This is a genomic window from Bradyrhizobium sp. AUGA SZCCT0160, from assembly GCF_018130105.1.
Classification (GTDB): Bacteria; Pseudomonadota; Alphaproteobacteria; order Rhizobiales; family Xanthobacteraceae; genus Bradyrhizobium.
Genome location: NZ_JAFCMD010000035.1, coordinates 1 through 14,447 on the forward strand (window position 1 = coordinate 1; position 14,447 = coordinate 14,447).

General features: G+C 63.6%; 17 protein-coding genes and 1 pseudogene. 3 read left to right on the forward strand and 15 right to left on the reverse strand.

Going from position 1 to position 14,447, the window contains the following annotated elements:
* Positions 1 to 413: 413 nt before the first annotated feature.
* The 3 genes and pseudogenes from JQ558_RS34570 to JQ558_RS34580 all read left to right on the forward strand — a co-directional run bounded on the left by JQ558_RS34570 (position 414) and on the right by JQ558_RS34580 (position 3,435).
* Complete coding sequence (locus JQ558_RS34570; protein WP_212296496.1) at positions 414 to 1,730, forward strand: cytochrome P450; 1,317 nt, start codon at positions 414 to 416, stop codon at positions 1,728 to 1,730.
* A gap of 213 nt (positions 1,731 to 1,943) precedes the next feature.
* A pseudogene (locus tag JQ558_RS34575) lies at positions 1,944 to 2,588 on the forward strand (dihydroxy-acid dehydratase); the annotation flags it as partial.
* On the forward strand, positions 2,575 to 3,435 hold the full coding sequence (locus JQ558_RS34580) for a tetratricopeptide repeat protein (protein ID WP_212210509.1): 861 nt from the start codon (positions 2,575 to 2,577) through the stop codon (positions 3,433 to 3,435). The pseudogene JQ558_RS34575 and the gene JQ558_RS34580, both read left to right, overlap by 14 nt.
* A gap of 49 nt (positions 3,436 to 3,484) precedes the next feature.
* On the opposite strand, the gene xth is transcribed toward JQ558_RS34580, so the two are convergent.
* The 15 genes from xth to JQ558_RS34655 all read right to left on the reverse strand — a co-directional run bounded on the left by xth (position 3,485) and on the right by JQ558_RS34655 (position 14,261).
* Positions 3,485 to 4,276 (reverse strand): exodeoxyribonuclease III, encoded by a 792-nt coding sequence (gene xth / locus JQ558_RS34585; RefSeq protein WP_212274948.1) that lies wholly within the window; start codon positions 4,274 to 4,276, stop codon positions 3,485 to 3,487.
* A 142-nt stretch (positions 4,277 to 4,418) separates the two neighbouring features.
* On the reverse strand, positions 4,419 to 5,144 hold the full coding sequence (locus tag JQ558_RS34590) for a hypothetical protein (protein ID WP_212296498.1): 726 nt from the start codon (positions 5,142 to 5,144) through the stop codon (positions 4,419 to 4,421).
* Positions 5,145 to 5,201: 57 nt separating this feature from the next.
* Positions 5,202 to 7,352, reverse strand: a complete 2,151-nt coding sequence (locus JQ558_RS34595; RefSeq protein WP_212296499.1) for a phage tail tape measure protein — start codon at positions 7,350 to 7,352, stop codon at positions 5,202 to 5,204.
* Between the two features lie 220 nt (positions 7,353 to 7,572).
* Complete coding sequence (locus JQ558_RS34600; protein ID WP_212296500.1) at positions 7,573 to 7,746, reverse strand: hypothetical protein; 174 nt, start codon at positions 7,744 to 7,746, stop codon at positions 7,573 to 7,575.
* The gene (locus JQ558_RS34605) at positions 7,746 to 8,018 is read right to left on the reverse strand and encodes a hypothetical protein (protein ID WP_212296501.1); all 273 of its coding nucleotides are present in this window, start codon (positions 8,016 to 8,018) and stop codon (positions 7,746 to 7,748) included. Before JQ558_RS34605 ends, JQ558_RS34600 begins: the two co-directional genes overlap by 1 nt.
* Positions 8,019 to 8,082: 64 nt before the next feature.
* A complete protein-coding gene (locus JQ558_RS34610) occupies positions 8,083 to 9,063 on the reverse strand; it encodes a hypothetical protein (RefSeq protein ID WP_212296502.1) in 981 nt (326 codons plus the stop codon).
* A 78-nt stretch (positions 9,064 to 9,141) separates the two neighbouring features.
* Positions 9,142 to 9,351 (reverse strand): hypothetical protein, encoded by a 210-nt coding sequence (locus tag JQ558_RS34615; protein ID WP_212296503.1) that lies wholly within the window; start codon positions 9,349 to 9,351, stop codon positions 9,142 to 9,144.
* Complete coding sequence (locus tag JQ558_RS34620; RefSeq protein WP_212296504.1) at positions 9,348 to 9,782, reverse strand: hypothetical protein; 435 nt, start codon at positions 9,780 to 9,782, stop codon at positions 9,348 to 9,350. The genes JQ558_RS34615 and JQ558_RS34620 overlap by 4 nt, the downstream gene beginning before the upstream one ends.
* Positions 9,779 to 10,129: a hypothetical protein gene (locus JQ558_RS34625; RefSeq protein WP_212296505.1), complete on the reverse strand. Its 351-nt coding sequence runs from the start codon at positions 10,127 to 10,129 to the stop codon at positions 9,779 to 9,781. Before JQ558_RS34625 ends, JQ558_RS34620 begins: the two co-directional genes overlap by 4 nt.
* A gap of 119 nt (positions 10,130 to 10,248) precedes the next feature.
* Positions 10,249 to 10,557 carry a MarR family transcriptional regulator gene (locus tag JQ558_RS38460; protein WP_409410619.1) on the reverse strand — a complete coding sequence of 103 codons (309 nt, stop codon included), beginning with the start codon at positions 10,555 to 10,557 and terminating at the stop codon, positions 10,249 to 10,251.
* A 167-nt stretch (positions 10,558 to 10,724) separates the two neighbouring features.
* Positions 10,725 to 12,245, reverse strand: a complete 1,521-nt coding sequence (locus tag JQ558_RS34635) for a primase-helicase family protein (RefSeq protein WP_212296507.1) — start codon at positions 12,243 to 12,245, stop codon at positions 10,725 to 10,727.
* The gene (locus JQ558_RS34640; RefSeq protein WP_212296508.1) at positions 12,242 to 12,505 is read right to left on the reverse strand and encodes a hypothetical protein; all 264 of its coding nucleotides are present in this window, start codon (positions 12,503 to 12,505) and stop codon (positions 12,242 to 12,244) included. Before JQ558_RS34640 ends, JQ558_RS34635 begins: the two co-directional genes overlap by 4 nt.
* Complete coding sequence (locus JQ558_RS34645) at positions 12,502 to 12,705, reverse strand: hypothetical protein (RefSeq protein ID WP_212296509.1); 204 nt, start codon at positions 12,703 to 12,705, stop codon at positions 12,502 to 12,504. The genes JQ558_RS34640 and JQ558_RS34645 overlap by 4 nt, the downstream gene beginning before the upstream one ends.
* Complete coding sequence (locus JQ558_RS34650; protein WP_212296510.1) at positions 12,702 to 12,923, reverse strand: AlpA family transcriptional regulator; 222 nt, start codon at positions 12,921 to 12,923, stop codon at positions 12,702 to 12,704. The genes JQ558_RS34645 and JQ558_RS34650 overlap by 4 nt, the downstream gene beginning before the upstream one ends.
* A 135-nt stretch (positions 12,924 to 13,058) precedes the next feature.
* Entirely contained in the window at positions 13,059 to 14,261 is a 1,203-nt protein-coding gene (locus tag JQ558_RS34655; protein WP_212296511.1) for an integrase arm-type DNA-binding domain-containing protein, read from the reverse strand.
* Positions 14,262 to 14,447 lie beyond the last annotated feature (186 nt).

Here is a 14,447-nt window from a genome sequence, read left to right on the forward strand (position 1 = left end):
CCGCTGCCCTGTATGCTCGTGTGCAGCCTACTTAGTGCAAACCGCACACGGGACCGCGGGTGCAGCGCGCACCCGGTCTTCCCTGCGCCCTCTATTTTCGAGGGCACGGATTTCTGGCAGAGCTCGGGCGCAATGCGTCGCGAGAATGCGTAAGTACGTTCAGTGCACGGTGCAGCTACAAATACGCTGTCGTCCCGGCCTTGAGCCGGGACCCATACGCCGCGGCCCATCGGTGAGAACGCAAGTGTCAAATACCTTCTGCAACAATGAGCATCACGCGGTATGGGTCCCCCGATGCGCAATTGCGCATCTGTGCTCAAGGCCGGGACGACGAGTTATAGCTGTTGCCCGATCTGGAATTCTCTCGCCACGAACGCATATAGAACTCCCGGCATTCGTCGAAGGTACCGCGCATGAGTTTACAGGCCGACTTCACCAGCCAGGAGTTCTTTCGCGATCCCGCCACCGCGATCGAGAAGCTGCGCACCATCGGGCCGGTGGTGGAAGTGCGCTTTCCGATCATCGGCAAGGTGTGGGCCACGACCACGCAAGCGCTCGCCGATCAGGTGCTGAAGGATACCGGGACCTTCACCATCCGCCGGGAGGACGGCAACGTCGCCGGGATGCCGGGCATCGTGCGCACGCTCGCCAACAGCATGCTGTCGATGGACGAGCCCGACCACAAGCGGCTGCGCGACATCGTCGACGAAGCGTTCCGCCGCCGTGCCGTGCTCGACATGGAGCCGCATATCCAGGCGATCGGCGACCAGCTTGCCGATGAACTGTTCGCCGATGGCAGTCCCGCCGATCTCGTCGAGCGCTTTGCGCGCCGGCTGCCGCTGTCGGTGATTTGCGAACTGCTCGGGCTGCCGCTCGCCGACCGCGCCAAATTCACCGCCTGGGCCAGCGGCTTTACCCGCTTCACCGGTGCGCTCGGCTTTCTCGGCATGATGCCGAAGATTTTTGCCATGCGGCGCTATGTCGAGCAGCATCTGGAAACCGTTCGCCGGCAAGGCGGGCAGGGGTTGATCGCCGAGATCGTGCGCGTCGAAAAGGACGGCGGGAAGATCAGCCGCGAGGAGATCGTGTCGATGGTGTTCCTGCTGCTGTTCGCCGGCCACGAGACCACGACGCATCTGATCAGCGGATCGGCGTTCGAGCTTCTGAAGAATCCCGGACTGCGCCACTGGCTGCGTGAGGATGAAAGCCGGCTCGATCTGGCGGTCGAGGAATTTCTGCGCTTCATCACGCCGGTGCAATTCACCAAGCCGCGCTATGTGCGCCGGGATGTCGATCTCGGCGGCGTGCAGGTGAGGAAGGGCGAAAAGGTCATGGCGATGCTCGCCGCCGCCAACATGGACCCGCAGGCCAATCCGCATCCCGAGCGGCTCGACCTGCAGCGCAGGCCCAACCGCCACATCGCGTTTGGCACCGGAATCCATTTTTGCCTCGGCCATCAGCTGGCGCGGATCGAAGGCCGATGTGCGCTCAAATCGCTGTTGCGGCGCTGGCCCGACCTGGCGCAGGCGGCCGATCCATCCGAAATCAAATGGCGCAAGCGGCCTGGCCTGCGCGCGATCGACCGGTTGCCGGTTGTGACGATCAGGCAAACACGCAGTCCGGGTGGCGCCAAGCAAGGTAGCGCGAATTTTGTTCCACAGCCTGTGCGAGTTGTGCCGTCGATCGTTGCCCACTTGCCACTATTGTTGCGTGGCCGCAACAGTTCCTGAACATTTAACCGTCAAAGCAGCCAGCTATTGCCTGCGCCGCTTTTTAGCCACACCCCTGCATGAAATCATGCCTTCATTGGCTGATGGCCACAGCGCTCGCGAAGACGAGACGGCTGGGGAAACAGGTTCGCGATGCACGCAGGGACCAACATCAAGAACAGGCTGCCGAGCTGTCAAGTGACGGCGGGTCCCTCGTGCGCGCCGCAAGCCTATGCCGCCGTCGTCGCGGCTTCCCGCGACGCGAGCAATGCTGCACCGCACCCGTCCGGGATCGCCACCGATCAACGCAGCATCAAATTCAATTTGGTCGAGGCGGCCGAAATCTTGGCGGGGGAAATCTTCAAAAAGACTCCGTATGCCGCGGGTTTGCAGCCGGGCGGCCGTGATGTTGCCAAAGACATACAGGAAATTGGGAGCATATCGCTTCTGATGAAGACGCTGCTCGACAATGGCCACCTGCGCGGGAATTGCCTTACCGCCTCGGGCCGGACGATCGCCGAAAACCTCAAGAGCGTAAAGGTGATGGCCGTCACCGGCGTTGTCGTCGGCCCAAATGATAATTTTGCGCAGGAAGGTGCGGTCGTGAAGGTCGCGGGCATGTCGAAGCCGAAATTTTCAGGTTCTGAATTTCCAGGTTCTGTCCGCGGCTTGGACCGCGAGGAGGCCGCCGCGGCGAGTCTTAACGTAAAGTTGACCGGCGCCGACGCCCCTGAACGTGAGACCAAACGGCAGTCCCGAGCGACTAACTTCAAATCGGCTGCGCTGTGGAAGGACGCCCAAAGGATCGGGCAGGCGATGGGTGGCGCTGTTTCCCACCCAGACGGCGCGCACGAGAAACAGTGTTATGCGGACATCTAGGCGTATCATTCTTGCGTTGATGTTAGGGGCCGCACCGGTGGCAGGCTCCGGATTCGCGTTCGATGGTGCGCCGGTAAATCCCAAAGATGCCGCTCTTCCCGTGGTTTCCCAGCCCGCTGCCCAGGCGTTGAACGCTCAGGCCTTGGGTATTCCGGGCCAGAAAAAGGCGATTCCGCCGGCAACCGCGGCGGCTGCCGCGACCGCGCCATCGCTGACCTCCCTGCAATACGCCGCCGAAGGCGGTCATCCCGTGGCCCAGTGGAAGCTCGGCCGGATGTATGCCAACGGCGATGGCGTCACCCAGGACGACCTGCGGGCGTTCGAATATTTCAGCCGCATTGCCAACCAGCATGCCGAGGATAGCCCGTCGGCGCCTCAGGCGACGATTGTGGCCAACGCGTTCGTGGCGCTGGGCCGGTATTACCTCAACGGCATTCCCAATTCGAAGGTCAAGGTCGACCGGGAGCGGGCGCGGGAGATGTTCTCCTATGCCGCGTCCTATTTCGGCAATGCCGATGCCCAGTACGACCTGGCGCGGCTCTATCTGAAGACCCCCGACGCCTCGCGGGAAGATTTCCGCTATGGCGCCCGCTGGCTTGGTCTGGCCGCCCAGAAGGGCCAGCATCAGGCACAGGCGCTGCTCGGCCAGATGCTGTTCAACGGCGACCGGCTGCCGCCGCAGCGCGCGCGCGGGCTGATGTGGCTGACCCTGGCGAGCGAGAGCGCGGCGCCGGACGAGGTCTGGATCAAGGAAAGCTACACCCGGGCGATGTCGAAAGCCTCCGGCGACGACCGCGCCATGGCGCTGCAGATGCTCGAGCACTGGGTGCAGGGCCGCCGGGACTGATTCCCGCCGCAGCTTGGTTGCTGCCGCGGCTTGAGCGGCGCTTATTCGCTCAGGCGGTTTCGAGATCGAAATCGGCCCAGACCGGGACATGGTCGGACGGCTTTTCCCAGGTCCGCACGTAGCTGTCGATGCCGACATTGGTGAGCCGGTCGCTGGCCTGCGGCGACAGCAGCAAATGGTCGATCCGCAAGCCCCAGTTCTTCTGCCAGGCACCGGCCTGATAGTCCCAGAAGGTGTACTGGCCGGGCGCGTCGTTCACGGCGCGCAGTGCGTCCGTCAGTCCGAGCCCGAGCAGCGATTGGAAGGATTCGCGGGTTGCCGGGCGGAACAGCGCGTCATTGGCCCAGGCGGCGGGATTGTAGACGTCCCCTGCTGCCGGGATGACGTTGAAGTCGCCCGCCAGGATCAGCGGCTCCTCCGCTTTAAGTCGTTCTCTGGAATACTCAAGAAGCCGCGACATCCATTTGAGTTTATAGGGATATTTATCTGAATCCGCAGGATTGCCATTGGGCAGATAAAGGCAGGCGATGCGCAGCACGCCCTTCTTCAGGGGAATCACGCCTTCCAGGAACCTTGCATGGGCGTCCTCGTCGTCGCCGGCGAGGCCGGATTTGGTTTCCTCGAACGGCAGCTTCGACAGCAGCGCAACGCCATTGAAAGTCTTCTGTCCGTGGGTGACGACGTTGTAGCCGAGCGCCTCGATCTCGAGCCGCGGAAAGGCTTCATCGATGCATTTGATTTCCTGCAGGCAGACGACGTCAGGCGCGCAGTCCTTCAGCCAGGTCAGGAGATGGTCGATCCGCTGCCGGACCGAATTGACGTTCCAGGTGGCTATGCGCATATCGGACGTAACCTATTGTCTTGCAAGGGAATTTGTTTTATCGATGGCGATCGTACCCGGCCTGATACCCGAAAAAAATTAGGCTAGGCGAGGGGCGCCGTATCGGGGGCGTGGGCAGACTAGCACACCACCGGCAAACAGCTCAAAGCGGGTCGCCGGCCTGCCACAGTTCTTCATAGGCCGCGATCTTCGCCGCGCCCAGCTCGGGGTCTGATCGCTCAATGGACGTGGGCGAGCTTTTCGCCATGCCGTTGAACGACTGGTGCGGGCTCCACGCCTCGGCGCCATCAATCACAATCAGCCGGTCATGCAGCTTGGTTTCCTGGATGACGCGAACTTCAATCGGCTTGGTGGCGCCAAACTTCTGCCCCCAGCGCTCGACGGCGGGGCGCATCGTCGCTTTGCGGCCTTCCTTGTCGCCGGCCAGGATGCGCACCGGCACGCTGTCAGGGGCCGTCACGGCGAAGTCAGTGATGATGGTTTGATCCGCGTAGCGGTCCACCATCAGGATGTCCTTCTTGGCTTGCGCCAGAACCTTGGCTGCCGCTGCGAACGCACCCAGCGTGTCGCCCGCTGCAATGAAGGCGCCTTGCGCAGTGACTGGCGCCAAAGCCTCCGCTCGCGCCAGCGCTCGATGGACCACAGAGACGATAGTGCCGGCATTCATTTGCCGAATCGGGCCGTCCAAGCTGTCTACGGAGACCTTCAGCGAAATCGCATCGACACCATCGCCCGCCGCCTCCACCAGCACCGCAGCGCGGCCGAGCCACTGATGGACTTCCGGCGTTAGCGGGCCTTTTGCAAGGTCGGGCATCGTCGCCACCAGGCGCTGCAATTGCAGGTAAAGGGTTTCGGGGTTCACGGTCATGATTCGCACAGCCTAGCATTGCCCCAAACAAAAAGCCCGCCGAAGCGGGCCTCCAGGTCACGGCGTAGCGCCGTCGTACATCAAGCTTCGCCCGTTCACGGCGTTCTGCCGCTTCAGCAGCCGATCCACCTCTGCCGCCGTCTCCTTCGCGTCGGACTTCGCATTGACCACCACGCTGTTGTTGTTCACCACCTGGGTGGTGTTGTTCACCGTGCCGCGTCCCGAAGCCATGGCCGGCGCCGGCAGGTCCGGCATGCCGGTGGAATTGCCCATGGCGTCATAGCCGCCGGACAGGGAAGGCGCACCCGACCCCGCCATGGCTCTGACCTTGCCGATGGCCGCGCCCACGTTGGCGATGACCCACTGGATGCCACCGATTAGCAGCGTCAGCGGCTTGAACGCGAAGTCGAACGCTGCCCCCAGGGCCGCGCCGAACCGCACGCCGGCATTCTTCGCCGCGTCCAGCTCGGCCGCGCTGCTCTTGATGGGCTCCAGCAGCTTGGTGAACCAAGTCCACACCGTGCCCACGGCATCGCCCACCAGCTTGAAGGCATCGCCCAGCGGCCCCATGCGGCCCAGCACTTCAGTGAAGCCGGCGCCAACACCAGACAGCCACGCGCTGGCCGGCTCCCAATACTTGCGCAGCACCAGGCCGCCCACCAGCAGGGCGGCGCCGACTGCAGCCAACGGCAAGGCGATAGGCGCCAGGGCCGCACCGATGGCCGGCAGCGCCACGGCGAAGCGCGCCCATGCCAGGCGGCCCATGGTGACGGCGGACTGCACGCCCACCACGGCGTAGCGAAGCGCGTTGAACGCGATCTTGCCCACCAGCGCGCCAGCCGCAACCTTGGCCAGCGTGCCCACAAGCGCTTCGTTCTTGCCGATCCATTCCGCCGTCGCGTCGATCTTGTCCGCCAGGCCACCAGCGCCACCGAAGGCTTTGTTCAGCGCGCCGCCCACCTTGATGGCAAACCGCTGCATCGCCTGGCCCACGGCCAGCATCGCCTGGTAGTCCTCGCGGACGATCTTCTGGAAGTCGGTTTCGATCACGCCATCGGCGCCCATGGCCCTGTCGCGGATGCGCTTGTACTCATCGAAGTTCTGCATCATCGGCCGCAGGAATGCCTGCACCTGCATGTCGCCGAAGATTTCGCCAATTTCCTTCTGGCTGCCGCCGGACTTCGCCTTGATGACTTCCAGCACTGCGTCCAGCGGGTTCTGGCCTGCCTTGATCGACTTGGCGACGACCTCGCTAAAGTCCACGCCCCATTCCTTGCCGGCTTTCTTCAGCGTCTCGGGGCTTTGAATCTTCGCAAGGAAGTTTTCCATGTTGGTGGCCGCCTTGTCCGCCGTGTCGGTGCCCTTGCGCGCGATCTGCAGCGCGGCGCCCATGCTGGCGGCTGCCTCGCGGCCGAACATGCCGAGGGATGCGAACGACGCCCCCAGCGCCGGCACCGCGCGGGCCATGTCTTTGAATTCGACGTTCCCTTCTTTGCTCGTGACCAGCAACGTGTCCAACACCTTTTGCGTGTCGCCCAGGCCAACCTTCAGCGTGTCCACCATGGTGAAAGTCGTTTTCGACACGTCCGCCATTTCGGCGCCCGTGGCCGTCGCTGTTTTGCCCAGCAGGGTAAGTTGGGTGCGCGCCTTGTCCATCGTGAGGCCAGAGGCGACAAGGAAACCCAGCCCCGCCTGCATGTCGGTTGCGAATTGATTTGTGGCCTTGCTGGCGGCCAGGATTTCCGCGTTCATGCCGGCAATCTGCGGCTGCGACATGTCGCCGGTGACGCCGATCCGCGCGGAGTTCAGCCCGAACTGCGCCGACTTCATCATGGCTGCGCCAACGGGCAGCGCAGCGGCGCCAGCGGTGGCAACGCTGCCGCGCAATGCGCCGCCGATTTCCGCGCGCTTGGTGGCCAGGGCCGCGCCCTTTGCCTCCAGGCTTTGAATGGTGCGCAGCTTGCCGATTTTCTTGTCGAGCGTTGCCAACTCTTTTTGCGCCAGCTGCACCTTCATGGCGCTGCCGGCAGCCCCCAGGCGCTCCTGCTGGGCAATCACGGCGTTCAGCTCGCGCTGGCGCTTCGTGACTTCGCTGATGGCCGCGCCGACTTTGTTGAAGCTGCTCGTCGTGGTGCCGATTGCACTCTTCAGACTGGAGGCAACAACGCCGCCAATTGAGATAACCGCTGAAAGTTTCTTCTGGCTCATGGGTGTCTAAACCGTATTGGTGCCTTCGGGTGCGCCGGGACTCGCGCTCACCGGCGCCCGTAGGCCCCGCCGGAAAAATTCGACCACTTTTTCAAGTGATGCCCCTGACCTGGAAGGCGCGCCAGGCCGTCGCGTTGTAGGTGCCCGATCCGGTCTGCCCCATGTCATCAAACCCGTTACTTTTCGAGGATGGGACAGACCGACTTCGGAGCCGAGTTTTTTAGACCGCAGCCGGCTGGCGCAGCGCTTGTTCAATCAGTGCCGTGGCGACGGCGGACAGGCTGGCCTTGCGGCCCCGCTGTTCGAGTTGGTGGCGCACGGCCTCAATCTGCCGGCGCTGCTCGGGCTTCAGTACCAGGGTCAGCTTTTCGCTTCGGCGTTCGGTGGCGTGCATCACATTTCCTTCCAGCGGTTTACGAAGCCGCCGCCACCGCGCTGCCTGCGAAGCGCGCGCTTGGCTGCGCGGACCGTCCGGCGCAGGTACGCGAGCGCACTCTCTGGCTGGCCAGGTTCCTTCAGCTCCGGGAAATACCGCTGCATGGCGGCCGGCGTCAGGCTCTCCATCAGCGTGACCTGGTTGTTTCCGATCTGCACAGCAGTGCGCTCTTCGCCTTCAGGTGCAGCGCGCTCGGAAAAGCTTTCGCCGGCCATGGCCAGCTCGGCCATCACGTCGCCAGGAAGGTCTACCGCCTGGGCGCGCGGCGTGCGCTGACGTGGTTCTCGTCGCATGTCAGGCCGCCAGCCAGTAGTCGGCAGTTGGCAGCATCGCCGCCAGGTTCGTGAACATGGTGATTTCCATGTCACCGTTGGTGTTCGTTCGGCGCACGATTACGCGGCATTCATCTTCGCAGGCAACGCCGATGCGCGACCAGCAGGCGACGACGCTTTCATCAACCACATCGGTCAGCTCGGCACGGATGCCCGCCACGCGCAGGGTGCCGTCTTGCGCAACGGTCGCGCCGGTCGCCAGGCGTCCCGCAATGGCGGCGAGTTCGCCGAAGCGCAGGCCGCGCGCGGCGGCTGCCGCCAGGCTGAAGGGCGCGGGGGCCGCGACCACGATGGCATTTAACACCACCGCATCGCAGAGCCGCGCCAGGCCGAGCGTCAAGGCGCGCGCGACGATGTATTCGGTGTCGGCTTCGTCATTGTCTTTCCGCTCCCGGCGCGAGAGCTTGAAGCTAATTGCGTGGCTCGGCGCATCCGGGAAATCGATGCTGGCACTGGCCACCGGCAGCGGGCTCACGGTGACATCGGCACCGTCTGTGACCACCGACATGGCGGGGGCCGTGACCACTTTGAATTCTGCGGGGCGGCGATAGAACGCGGTCACGCCATCGCGCTGCACCGGGGCGGGCGCGTCCTTGATTGGGACCAGTCGGGCGCCGGCTTGCAGCACACGACTGGAATTGAAAACGGCCGAGGCAATCGTGTAGATGTTGCCGGCGGTGCGGTGGCTGCTGCCGATGTCGAGCTGTCGCACCAGTTCGCCGGTGGGAGCGGGAAACACATCCGTCATGCGGAAGCTGCCGACAACCGCCGGTTCTTTGCGCGTCACGTAGCTGGGCTCAGACATCCCCACGGGGTAGTGCGCGTAGCTGCCGGTTTCGCGCAGTGCGCCGCGAATCAGTTCGGAGATACCCAGGGATTGCGCTGCGGTGGTGCTGCGCGAGCGCTCCAAGGCTTGGTCAAGTTGGTCAATCAGGGAAGGCATTTTTTTGGCTTGGTCGTCGTTGATCTAGATTCGATCTTCTGACTTCCGAACTCCGAAATCCTCCGGGGGGATTTCCGCTCAGGCGGCGTCCTCGATGCGCTCACGCACTTCGTTGGCCAGGACGGTTTCGCCTGCGAAGTCCAGCGCGGCAGCGGCAAGGCGCAGCGCATCCACTCGCTGACGCTCGCGTCTGGCTGGGTCGCCGTGGTCGGCGCCCATCAACGTGCCGACGCACTCGGGCCAGGACGCGGCAATGATTGCCTCCAGGTCTTCAGGGTTTTGTTTCATGCGACCAGCTCCAGCACGTCGATGCCGTCGCCGCAGTCACCGCGATAAAGGCACGCGGCCTCCACGGCTTGCACGGCGGTGCCGCCCATGTGCAGGACGCCCCTGGCCACTTCACCGCCAGAGCCGGCGACAACGTGCTGGCATTCGATGGTGCAAGGATGGGGGCCAGAGTAGTAGTGCAGGACGCCGCTGCGTGAGAACACGTACAGGTCGGCGACATTGGCGCGAGCCGTCACCGGGAAATCGTCAGGGCGAGCGCCGCTGAGATACCACGCCTTCAGTTCAGCGCACACCGCTGCGTCGCCTGTTCCGGCCAGCAACTCGCCGCCTGGCGCGCGGTGAATCTTGGTGGTGGTGGTCAACCGGCCACGCATGTCCGTTGTGCGCCGGTCGGCTGCCAGCACCTGGCCATCAAAGACAAGCACCGTCATGCTACGCGCCTCGCTTGAGCCGCGCCGACAGCCATCATTGCCGCCGCTCGGGTAAGCCCATTGCGAATCCAAAGGTCACCGAACGCCTCCAGGTCTGCGTCGGTGGGGTCTTTACCGAGCGACGACAGCCAGCCGATTGCGACGGTCTGGCCTGCATCCGGCTTCTTCGCGTAGCGCTGCGTGATCTTGCGGCCGGCGAGTAGGTGGGTAAGCCAGCCGCAATCGTATTTGTTGCGCTCCAGCCGTGGCAGCGCGCCTTCTTCGTGCAGCTGTGCCACGCGTCGCGCGCTCAGATTGAAGATTTCGCCCAGCTCGGTGGCGGTCATCGCATAGATTGGTTCGCTCATGATGGTTTGGCTTCTCGGTTAGGAAGTAGAAGTGCTGAAAAAAAAGGCAGGCAGATAGGCGCTGTCTCGGGGACGGTGCCCCCGCCCTAGGGTCGGGTGCGTCGGAGTACCTTTTGGTATTACATGGGCCTGGCCGTCCTCGCCGCCTCCAGCCTGCTCATGGCCTCGCGCGTCAACGTGTACGCGCCACTAGCCCGACGCTGTACCAAGCCCTTGGCCTCCAGGTGTGCCAAGCGTCGAGCCGCAGTGCCGCGCGGGACGCCGCACACCTCGGATGCCTTGTGTGGTGTGAGCGGCCCACCTGCCAACCCAGCCAACAGGATCAGGTCGCGCGAGCATGCGCCGTACCGTTCGTGTCCGAACATAGCCAAACACAAGCTGCGCATGGCGCTCAGAGTTAGCCGCAATGACGCCGCGTGATGCCCCATGGTCTAGCGTCGTCCTTCGCCTGGTCAGTGAATCAGTGCAGTCAGTGGTTTTTCTATCTCCATCCATAGCGCCCCACCTTCCCCCGCGTATACCGTGATCGATCACGAAATACGCGGGAGTGGTGGTGTCTTCAGGATGCGGATGGTTTTTCACTGACTTCACCGATTCACTGACCAGTCTGACGGTCAGCCAGCTCACGCGCTGCACGCACCTGGAGGGGGAGCGGAAGCGACTTCTTCGCATAGACGCACTGGCGGCGGCCGGCGATCTTGAATAAGCCATCTTCGGCAGTGGGGTTGCGGACCGCCACGTATCCAACGCGCTCGAACTTGTGCGGCACGGATCGGCGGCTCTTCCGGTCGCGCAGCTCGGCCGCCAAGTCAAACATGCGCTCTGCTTCAGCGCGCAGAATGATGTCGCTGATCGTGGTGGCCTCGGGTTCGCCGGCCTTCTCCAGCAGGTCGCGCAGTTCACTCGATTCGGGCGCCTCGTTCGTCTGCACGATGGCCCAGAAAGCCGGCGTCTTGGGCGGCGGGGCCTTTGCGTCGAACCGCGATAGGTCCATCGAACGCAGGAATGCCACCACGTCGCCGATGCCGCCGCGCTCATACCAGCCCCATAGGTCGGACCAGTAGCCCTCTGTGAAAGCGTCGCGCGTCAGTTCACTCCACGCCACGAAGTGCCGCCGATCATCTGCGGGCAGATACAGGCCATCAACCCGGTTGTTCGTGGTGATGATGACGCCCATGACGTTCGCCACGTAGTGCTCGCGCAAATTCTTTTCATCAACGCGGATCACATCGGGCGGCGCGGCGATGTAGGTTTTGGAGTGGTCATAGAAGCCGAAGCGGTCCACGTCCCCCAGGTCGCGCGCCTCGTTCACGCGGACCACCACAGCCTTAGCCCAGCCATTGAAGCGGCCGAGCATCTGCACGGGGCTGATGTCCTGCCAGTTCCACGGCCCGATACCGGCGCGCACTGGCTCCAGCAGCGTGTCTTTGCCCGTGCCCTGCGATCCGCCCAGCACCAGCGCGTGATTCACCTTCACGCCAGGCCGCTGCACACGCTGCGCAAGCCATTGCTCGATGTGGTCAGCCTCTGCGGCGTACACCGTGCGCAGATGCTCGCGCCACTTGTCCGCGCGCCTGGCGTCGCCATTGATGACGGCTGGGGCTCGATAGAGGTTGAACACCTTCGCCCCTGCGTGATCGGCCCATCCGTTGATCTGCATCACGCGGCCTTCGATCAGCTCGGGCTCTGCAGGGTGCCACGCCATTTGCTCGATAGGGCGATGTGCGTCCAGCCAGTCCGAAGGCTTCATTGCCTTCATCGTGCCCGGGTTCGTCGGCCACTCGCGGATGCGACCATTGACCGACGCGGCGGGCCACAGCTCGCGGGTCGGGGTGAACAGATAGGCGTGGCTTGGCATGTGCGCGTGGAAGTCCTCCAGGCGTACGCTTTCAGCTTCTGCCGGCGCCGCCTGGCGGGCTGGTGTCGGCTTCGGTGCTGGCACTGCGCGAGGCTTGCCCGCATACGGCGAAGGCAGCCTTGCGCCACCAGTGCCGCGCTTCGCGCGCGGCTCCAGCTTCGGCAGCTCTGGGGGCGGCTCGCCCCGCGCCTCGCGCGCTGCGCTCTCGCGCGCAATGCGGTCGTTGGCCAGCTTGAAGATTTCGTCCAGGGCGCTCACTCGTTCGCCCCTTGCCAGCCGATGGCCTCCAGCGCTTCGCGTGCAGCCTGGCGGTGGAAATGGGGTGCATGCTTGGCGCGCGTGCTCCACGCGTGATCGCAAGCGGCCTGCAGCCCCCAGTTCATGCGCAGCAGCACGTCGCGCAGCAGCGCGTCCACCATGGTGGCGCGAGCGTATTCCTCGGACTGGGCGAGCGCAGCCGCGTTGACGCGCTGCCAGCCTTTGAAATCCTCGACCGTCAGCAATTGCTTTTCGCTCATTGCATGCCCTCCAACGCGGCGCGCATTTGGTCGGCAATGCGGTAATTCGCGCGCTCGATCTGTCGGGCCAGTGCCACGCAGCGCAGCACTGGTGATTGAATATTTGCGCTTACTCGGGTAAACTTCGCTTCAAGCAAAACCGGTCCGCCAAGACGATTTGCCGAAGCGCCCTGCAGTGTCAGGGCGTTTCTTTTTTTCATGCCGGGCTCCCATCGCGCGCCAGCGCCGCAGCCTCGATGTGCGCGTGAACTTCGCGCAGCAGCCAGAGGTTCTGTTTGCCGAGCTTGAGTGGCTTGGGGAATTCGCCGGCCGCCAGCAGCGTGTACAGCTTCGATTTTCCGATGCGCGTCAGCTTGAGAACGTCGCCAACCTGCATCAGTTGAACGGGCTTCAGTTCGATTTCAGAGAGTGTTTCCACTGTGGGTCCTTTCGTTGAAAACGACCCGATTGGACGATGTAGGACGCATTCGGTCCTCCGGGGGGATTTCCGGGGGCGTTCAAACGCAAAAAAGCCCGCTCGGCGGCGGGCTCGTTGATGTGCTGTCGAAGGAAATTACTTCTTCGAAGTCGGCTTCTTGGCGCGCTGTTTGTCCAGCCAATCGGCCCATTGCGCCAGCAGCTTGCGCCGCTGATCCAGGTACTCGGCGCGGTTGTAGGCGGCTCGCGTGTAGTTGCCATGGACGTGCGCCAGGCAGCGTTCGATCACATCGGCGTTCACCCCCAGCTCGTTGTACCGCGTGCTGAACACCGAGCGCCAGCCGTGCACGGTTGCTTCGCCGTTGAAGCCTAAGCGCTCCATCACCGCGTTCAACGACCGATTGGCCATCGGTCGCTGGGGGTCGCGCCGATTCGGGAATAGGTAGGTCCGTTCCGGCGGCGTTATGGCGCGCAGCTCGCGCAGCAAGGCGACGGCCTGGCGGGGCAGGGGCACCAAGTGGTCGCGCTTGCCCTTGATGCGGTTCGCGGGGATCAACCACAGCCCGCCTTCAATGTCGAACTCCGACCATGGCGCGCCGATCACTTCCTCTTTCCGCGAAGCGCACAGCAGCACCAGCAGCATCGCAATGCGCGTCTCCGGGTTCATGCCGGCCGCATCAACGGCGCGCAGAAAGTCGCCCACGCGATCCACCGCGATGGCGGCGTGGCCATTCTGCTGGCGCTTCTTCAGGATCGACCTGGGGGGCGTTGGGTTCGCGCTCAACAACCCCGTATTGCAAGCATGTTCAAAGATCGCATCAAGGTGGGTGCGAACGTTGCGCGCAGTCTCGGGCGCGCGCTGCTGAATGGTGTGGAGCATCGCCACCAGTTCCAGGCGCGTGATGCTCTTGACCTGGCGGCGGCGCAGCACCGGCAAAACATCGTTGTCCAGTTCGCGTTCGCGCTGACGCACTGAAGATGCCTTTAGCTCGGGGTCGGTCAAGGCGCGCCACGATGCGCAGACGGCACCGAACGTGCCCTGGGCCGCCAGCTGTTCCCGTTGTGTCGCTTCCAGCTTTGCCTGGCGCTGCGCATGTACTGGGTTGATGCCGTTTGCCACCAGCTTCCTGGCTGCTGCATGGCGCTCGCGTGCTTCAGCAAGGCCGATGTCGGGGAACTGACCCAGGGACGCCAGGCCCTCCTTGTCGTGCAGCCAGAAGCGGTAGTGCCACAGCTTCGAGCCGCTGGGCTTAACCAGCAGGTACAGACCCCCAGCGTCGGGCAGTTTTATTGCTTTGTCCTGGGCCTTCGCGTTCTTGACTTCGGTGACTGTGAGCATTCGGGTATCCGGTGATTGATACCCGGCAGAGTACCCGAAAAGTTACCGGCTGCAATGGTGGAGCTTCGGACGCAATCGGACGGTTGATTTGCCCTAAGTCGTTGTCACAGCTCGTTTAAACGCAATTTTCGACTGTCCATAACGGTTCATCGTGAACCCGGATTATCCCAATGCATATTCCACGTA

What these genes read in the sequence shown, in the direction of transcription:
- JQ558_RS34570 (WP_212296496.1), top strand. Translation starts at nt 414, where the DNA reads ATGAGTTTACAGGCCGACTTCACCAGCCAGGAGTTCTTTCGCGATCCC.
- JQ558_RS34580 (WP_212210509.1), top strand. Translation starts at nt 2,575, where the DNA reads ATGCGGACATCTAGGCGTATCATTCTTGCGTTGATGTTAGGGGCCGCA.
- xth (WP_212274948.1), bottom strand. Translation starts at nt 4,276, where the DNA reads ATGCGCATAGCCACCTGGAACGTCAATTCGGTCCGGCAGCGGATCGAC.
- JQ558_RS34590 (WP_212296498.1), bottom strand. Translation starts at nt 5,144, where the DNA reads ATGACCGTGAACCCCGAAACCCTTTACCTGCAATTGCAGCGCCTGGTG.
- JQ558_RS34595 (WP_212296499.1), bottom strand. Translation starts at nt 7,352, where the DNA reads ATGAGCCAGAAGAAACTTTCAGCGGTTATCTCAATTGGCGGCGTTGTT.
- JQ558_RS34600 (WP_212296500.1), bottom strand. Translation starts at nt 7,746, where the DNA reads ATGCACGCCACCGAACGCCGAAGCGAAAAGCTGACCCTGGTACTGAAG.
- JQ558_RS34605 (WP_212296501.1), bottom strand. Translation starts at nt 8,018, where the DNA reads ATGGCCGAGCTGGCCATGGCCGGCGAAAGCTTTTCCGAGCGCGCTGCA.
- JQ558_RS34610 (WP_212296502.1), bottom strand. Translation starts at nt 9,063, where the DNA reads ATGCCTTCCCTGATTGACCAACTTGACCAAGCCTTGGAGCGCTCGCGC.
- JQ558_RS34615 (WP_212296503.1), bottom strand. Translation starts at nt 9,351, where the DNA reads ATGAAACAAAACCCTGAAGACCTGGAGGCAATCATTGCCGCGTCCTGG.
- JQ558_RS34620 (WP_212296504.1), bottom strand. Translation starts at nt 9,782, where the DNA reads ATGACGGTGCTTGTCTTTGATGGCCAGGTGCTGGCAGCCGACCGGCGC.
- JQ558_RS34625 (WP_212296505.1), bottom strand. Translation starts at nt 10,129, where the DNA reads ATGAGCGAACCAATCTATGCGATGACCGCCACCGAGCTGGGCGAAATC.
- JQ558_RS38460 (WP_409410619.1), bottom strand. Translation starts at nt 10,557, where the DNA reads ATGGGGCATCACGCGGCGTCATTGCGGCTAACTCTGAGCGCCATGCGC.
- JQ558_RS34640 (WP_212296508.1), bottom strand. Translation starts at nt 12,505, where the DNA reads ATGAGCGAAAAGCAATTGCTGACGGTCGAGGATTTCAAAGGCTGGCAG.
- JQ558_RS34645 (WP_212296509.1), bottom strand. Translation starts at nt 12,705, where the DNA reads ATGAAAAAAAGAAACGCCCTGACACTGCAGGGCGCTTCGGCAAATCGT.
- JQ558_RS34655 (WP_212296511.1), bottom strand. Translation starts at nt 14,261, where the DNA reads ATGCTCACAGTCACCGAAGTCAAGAACGCGAAGGCCCAGGACAAAGCA.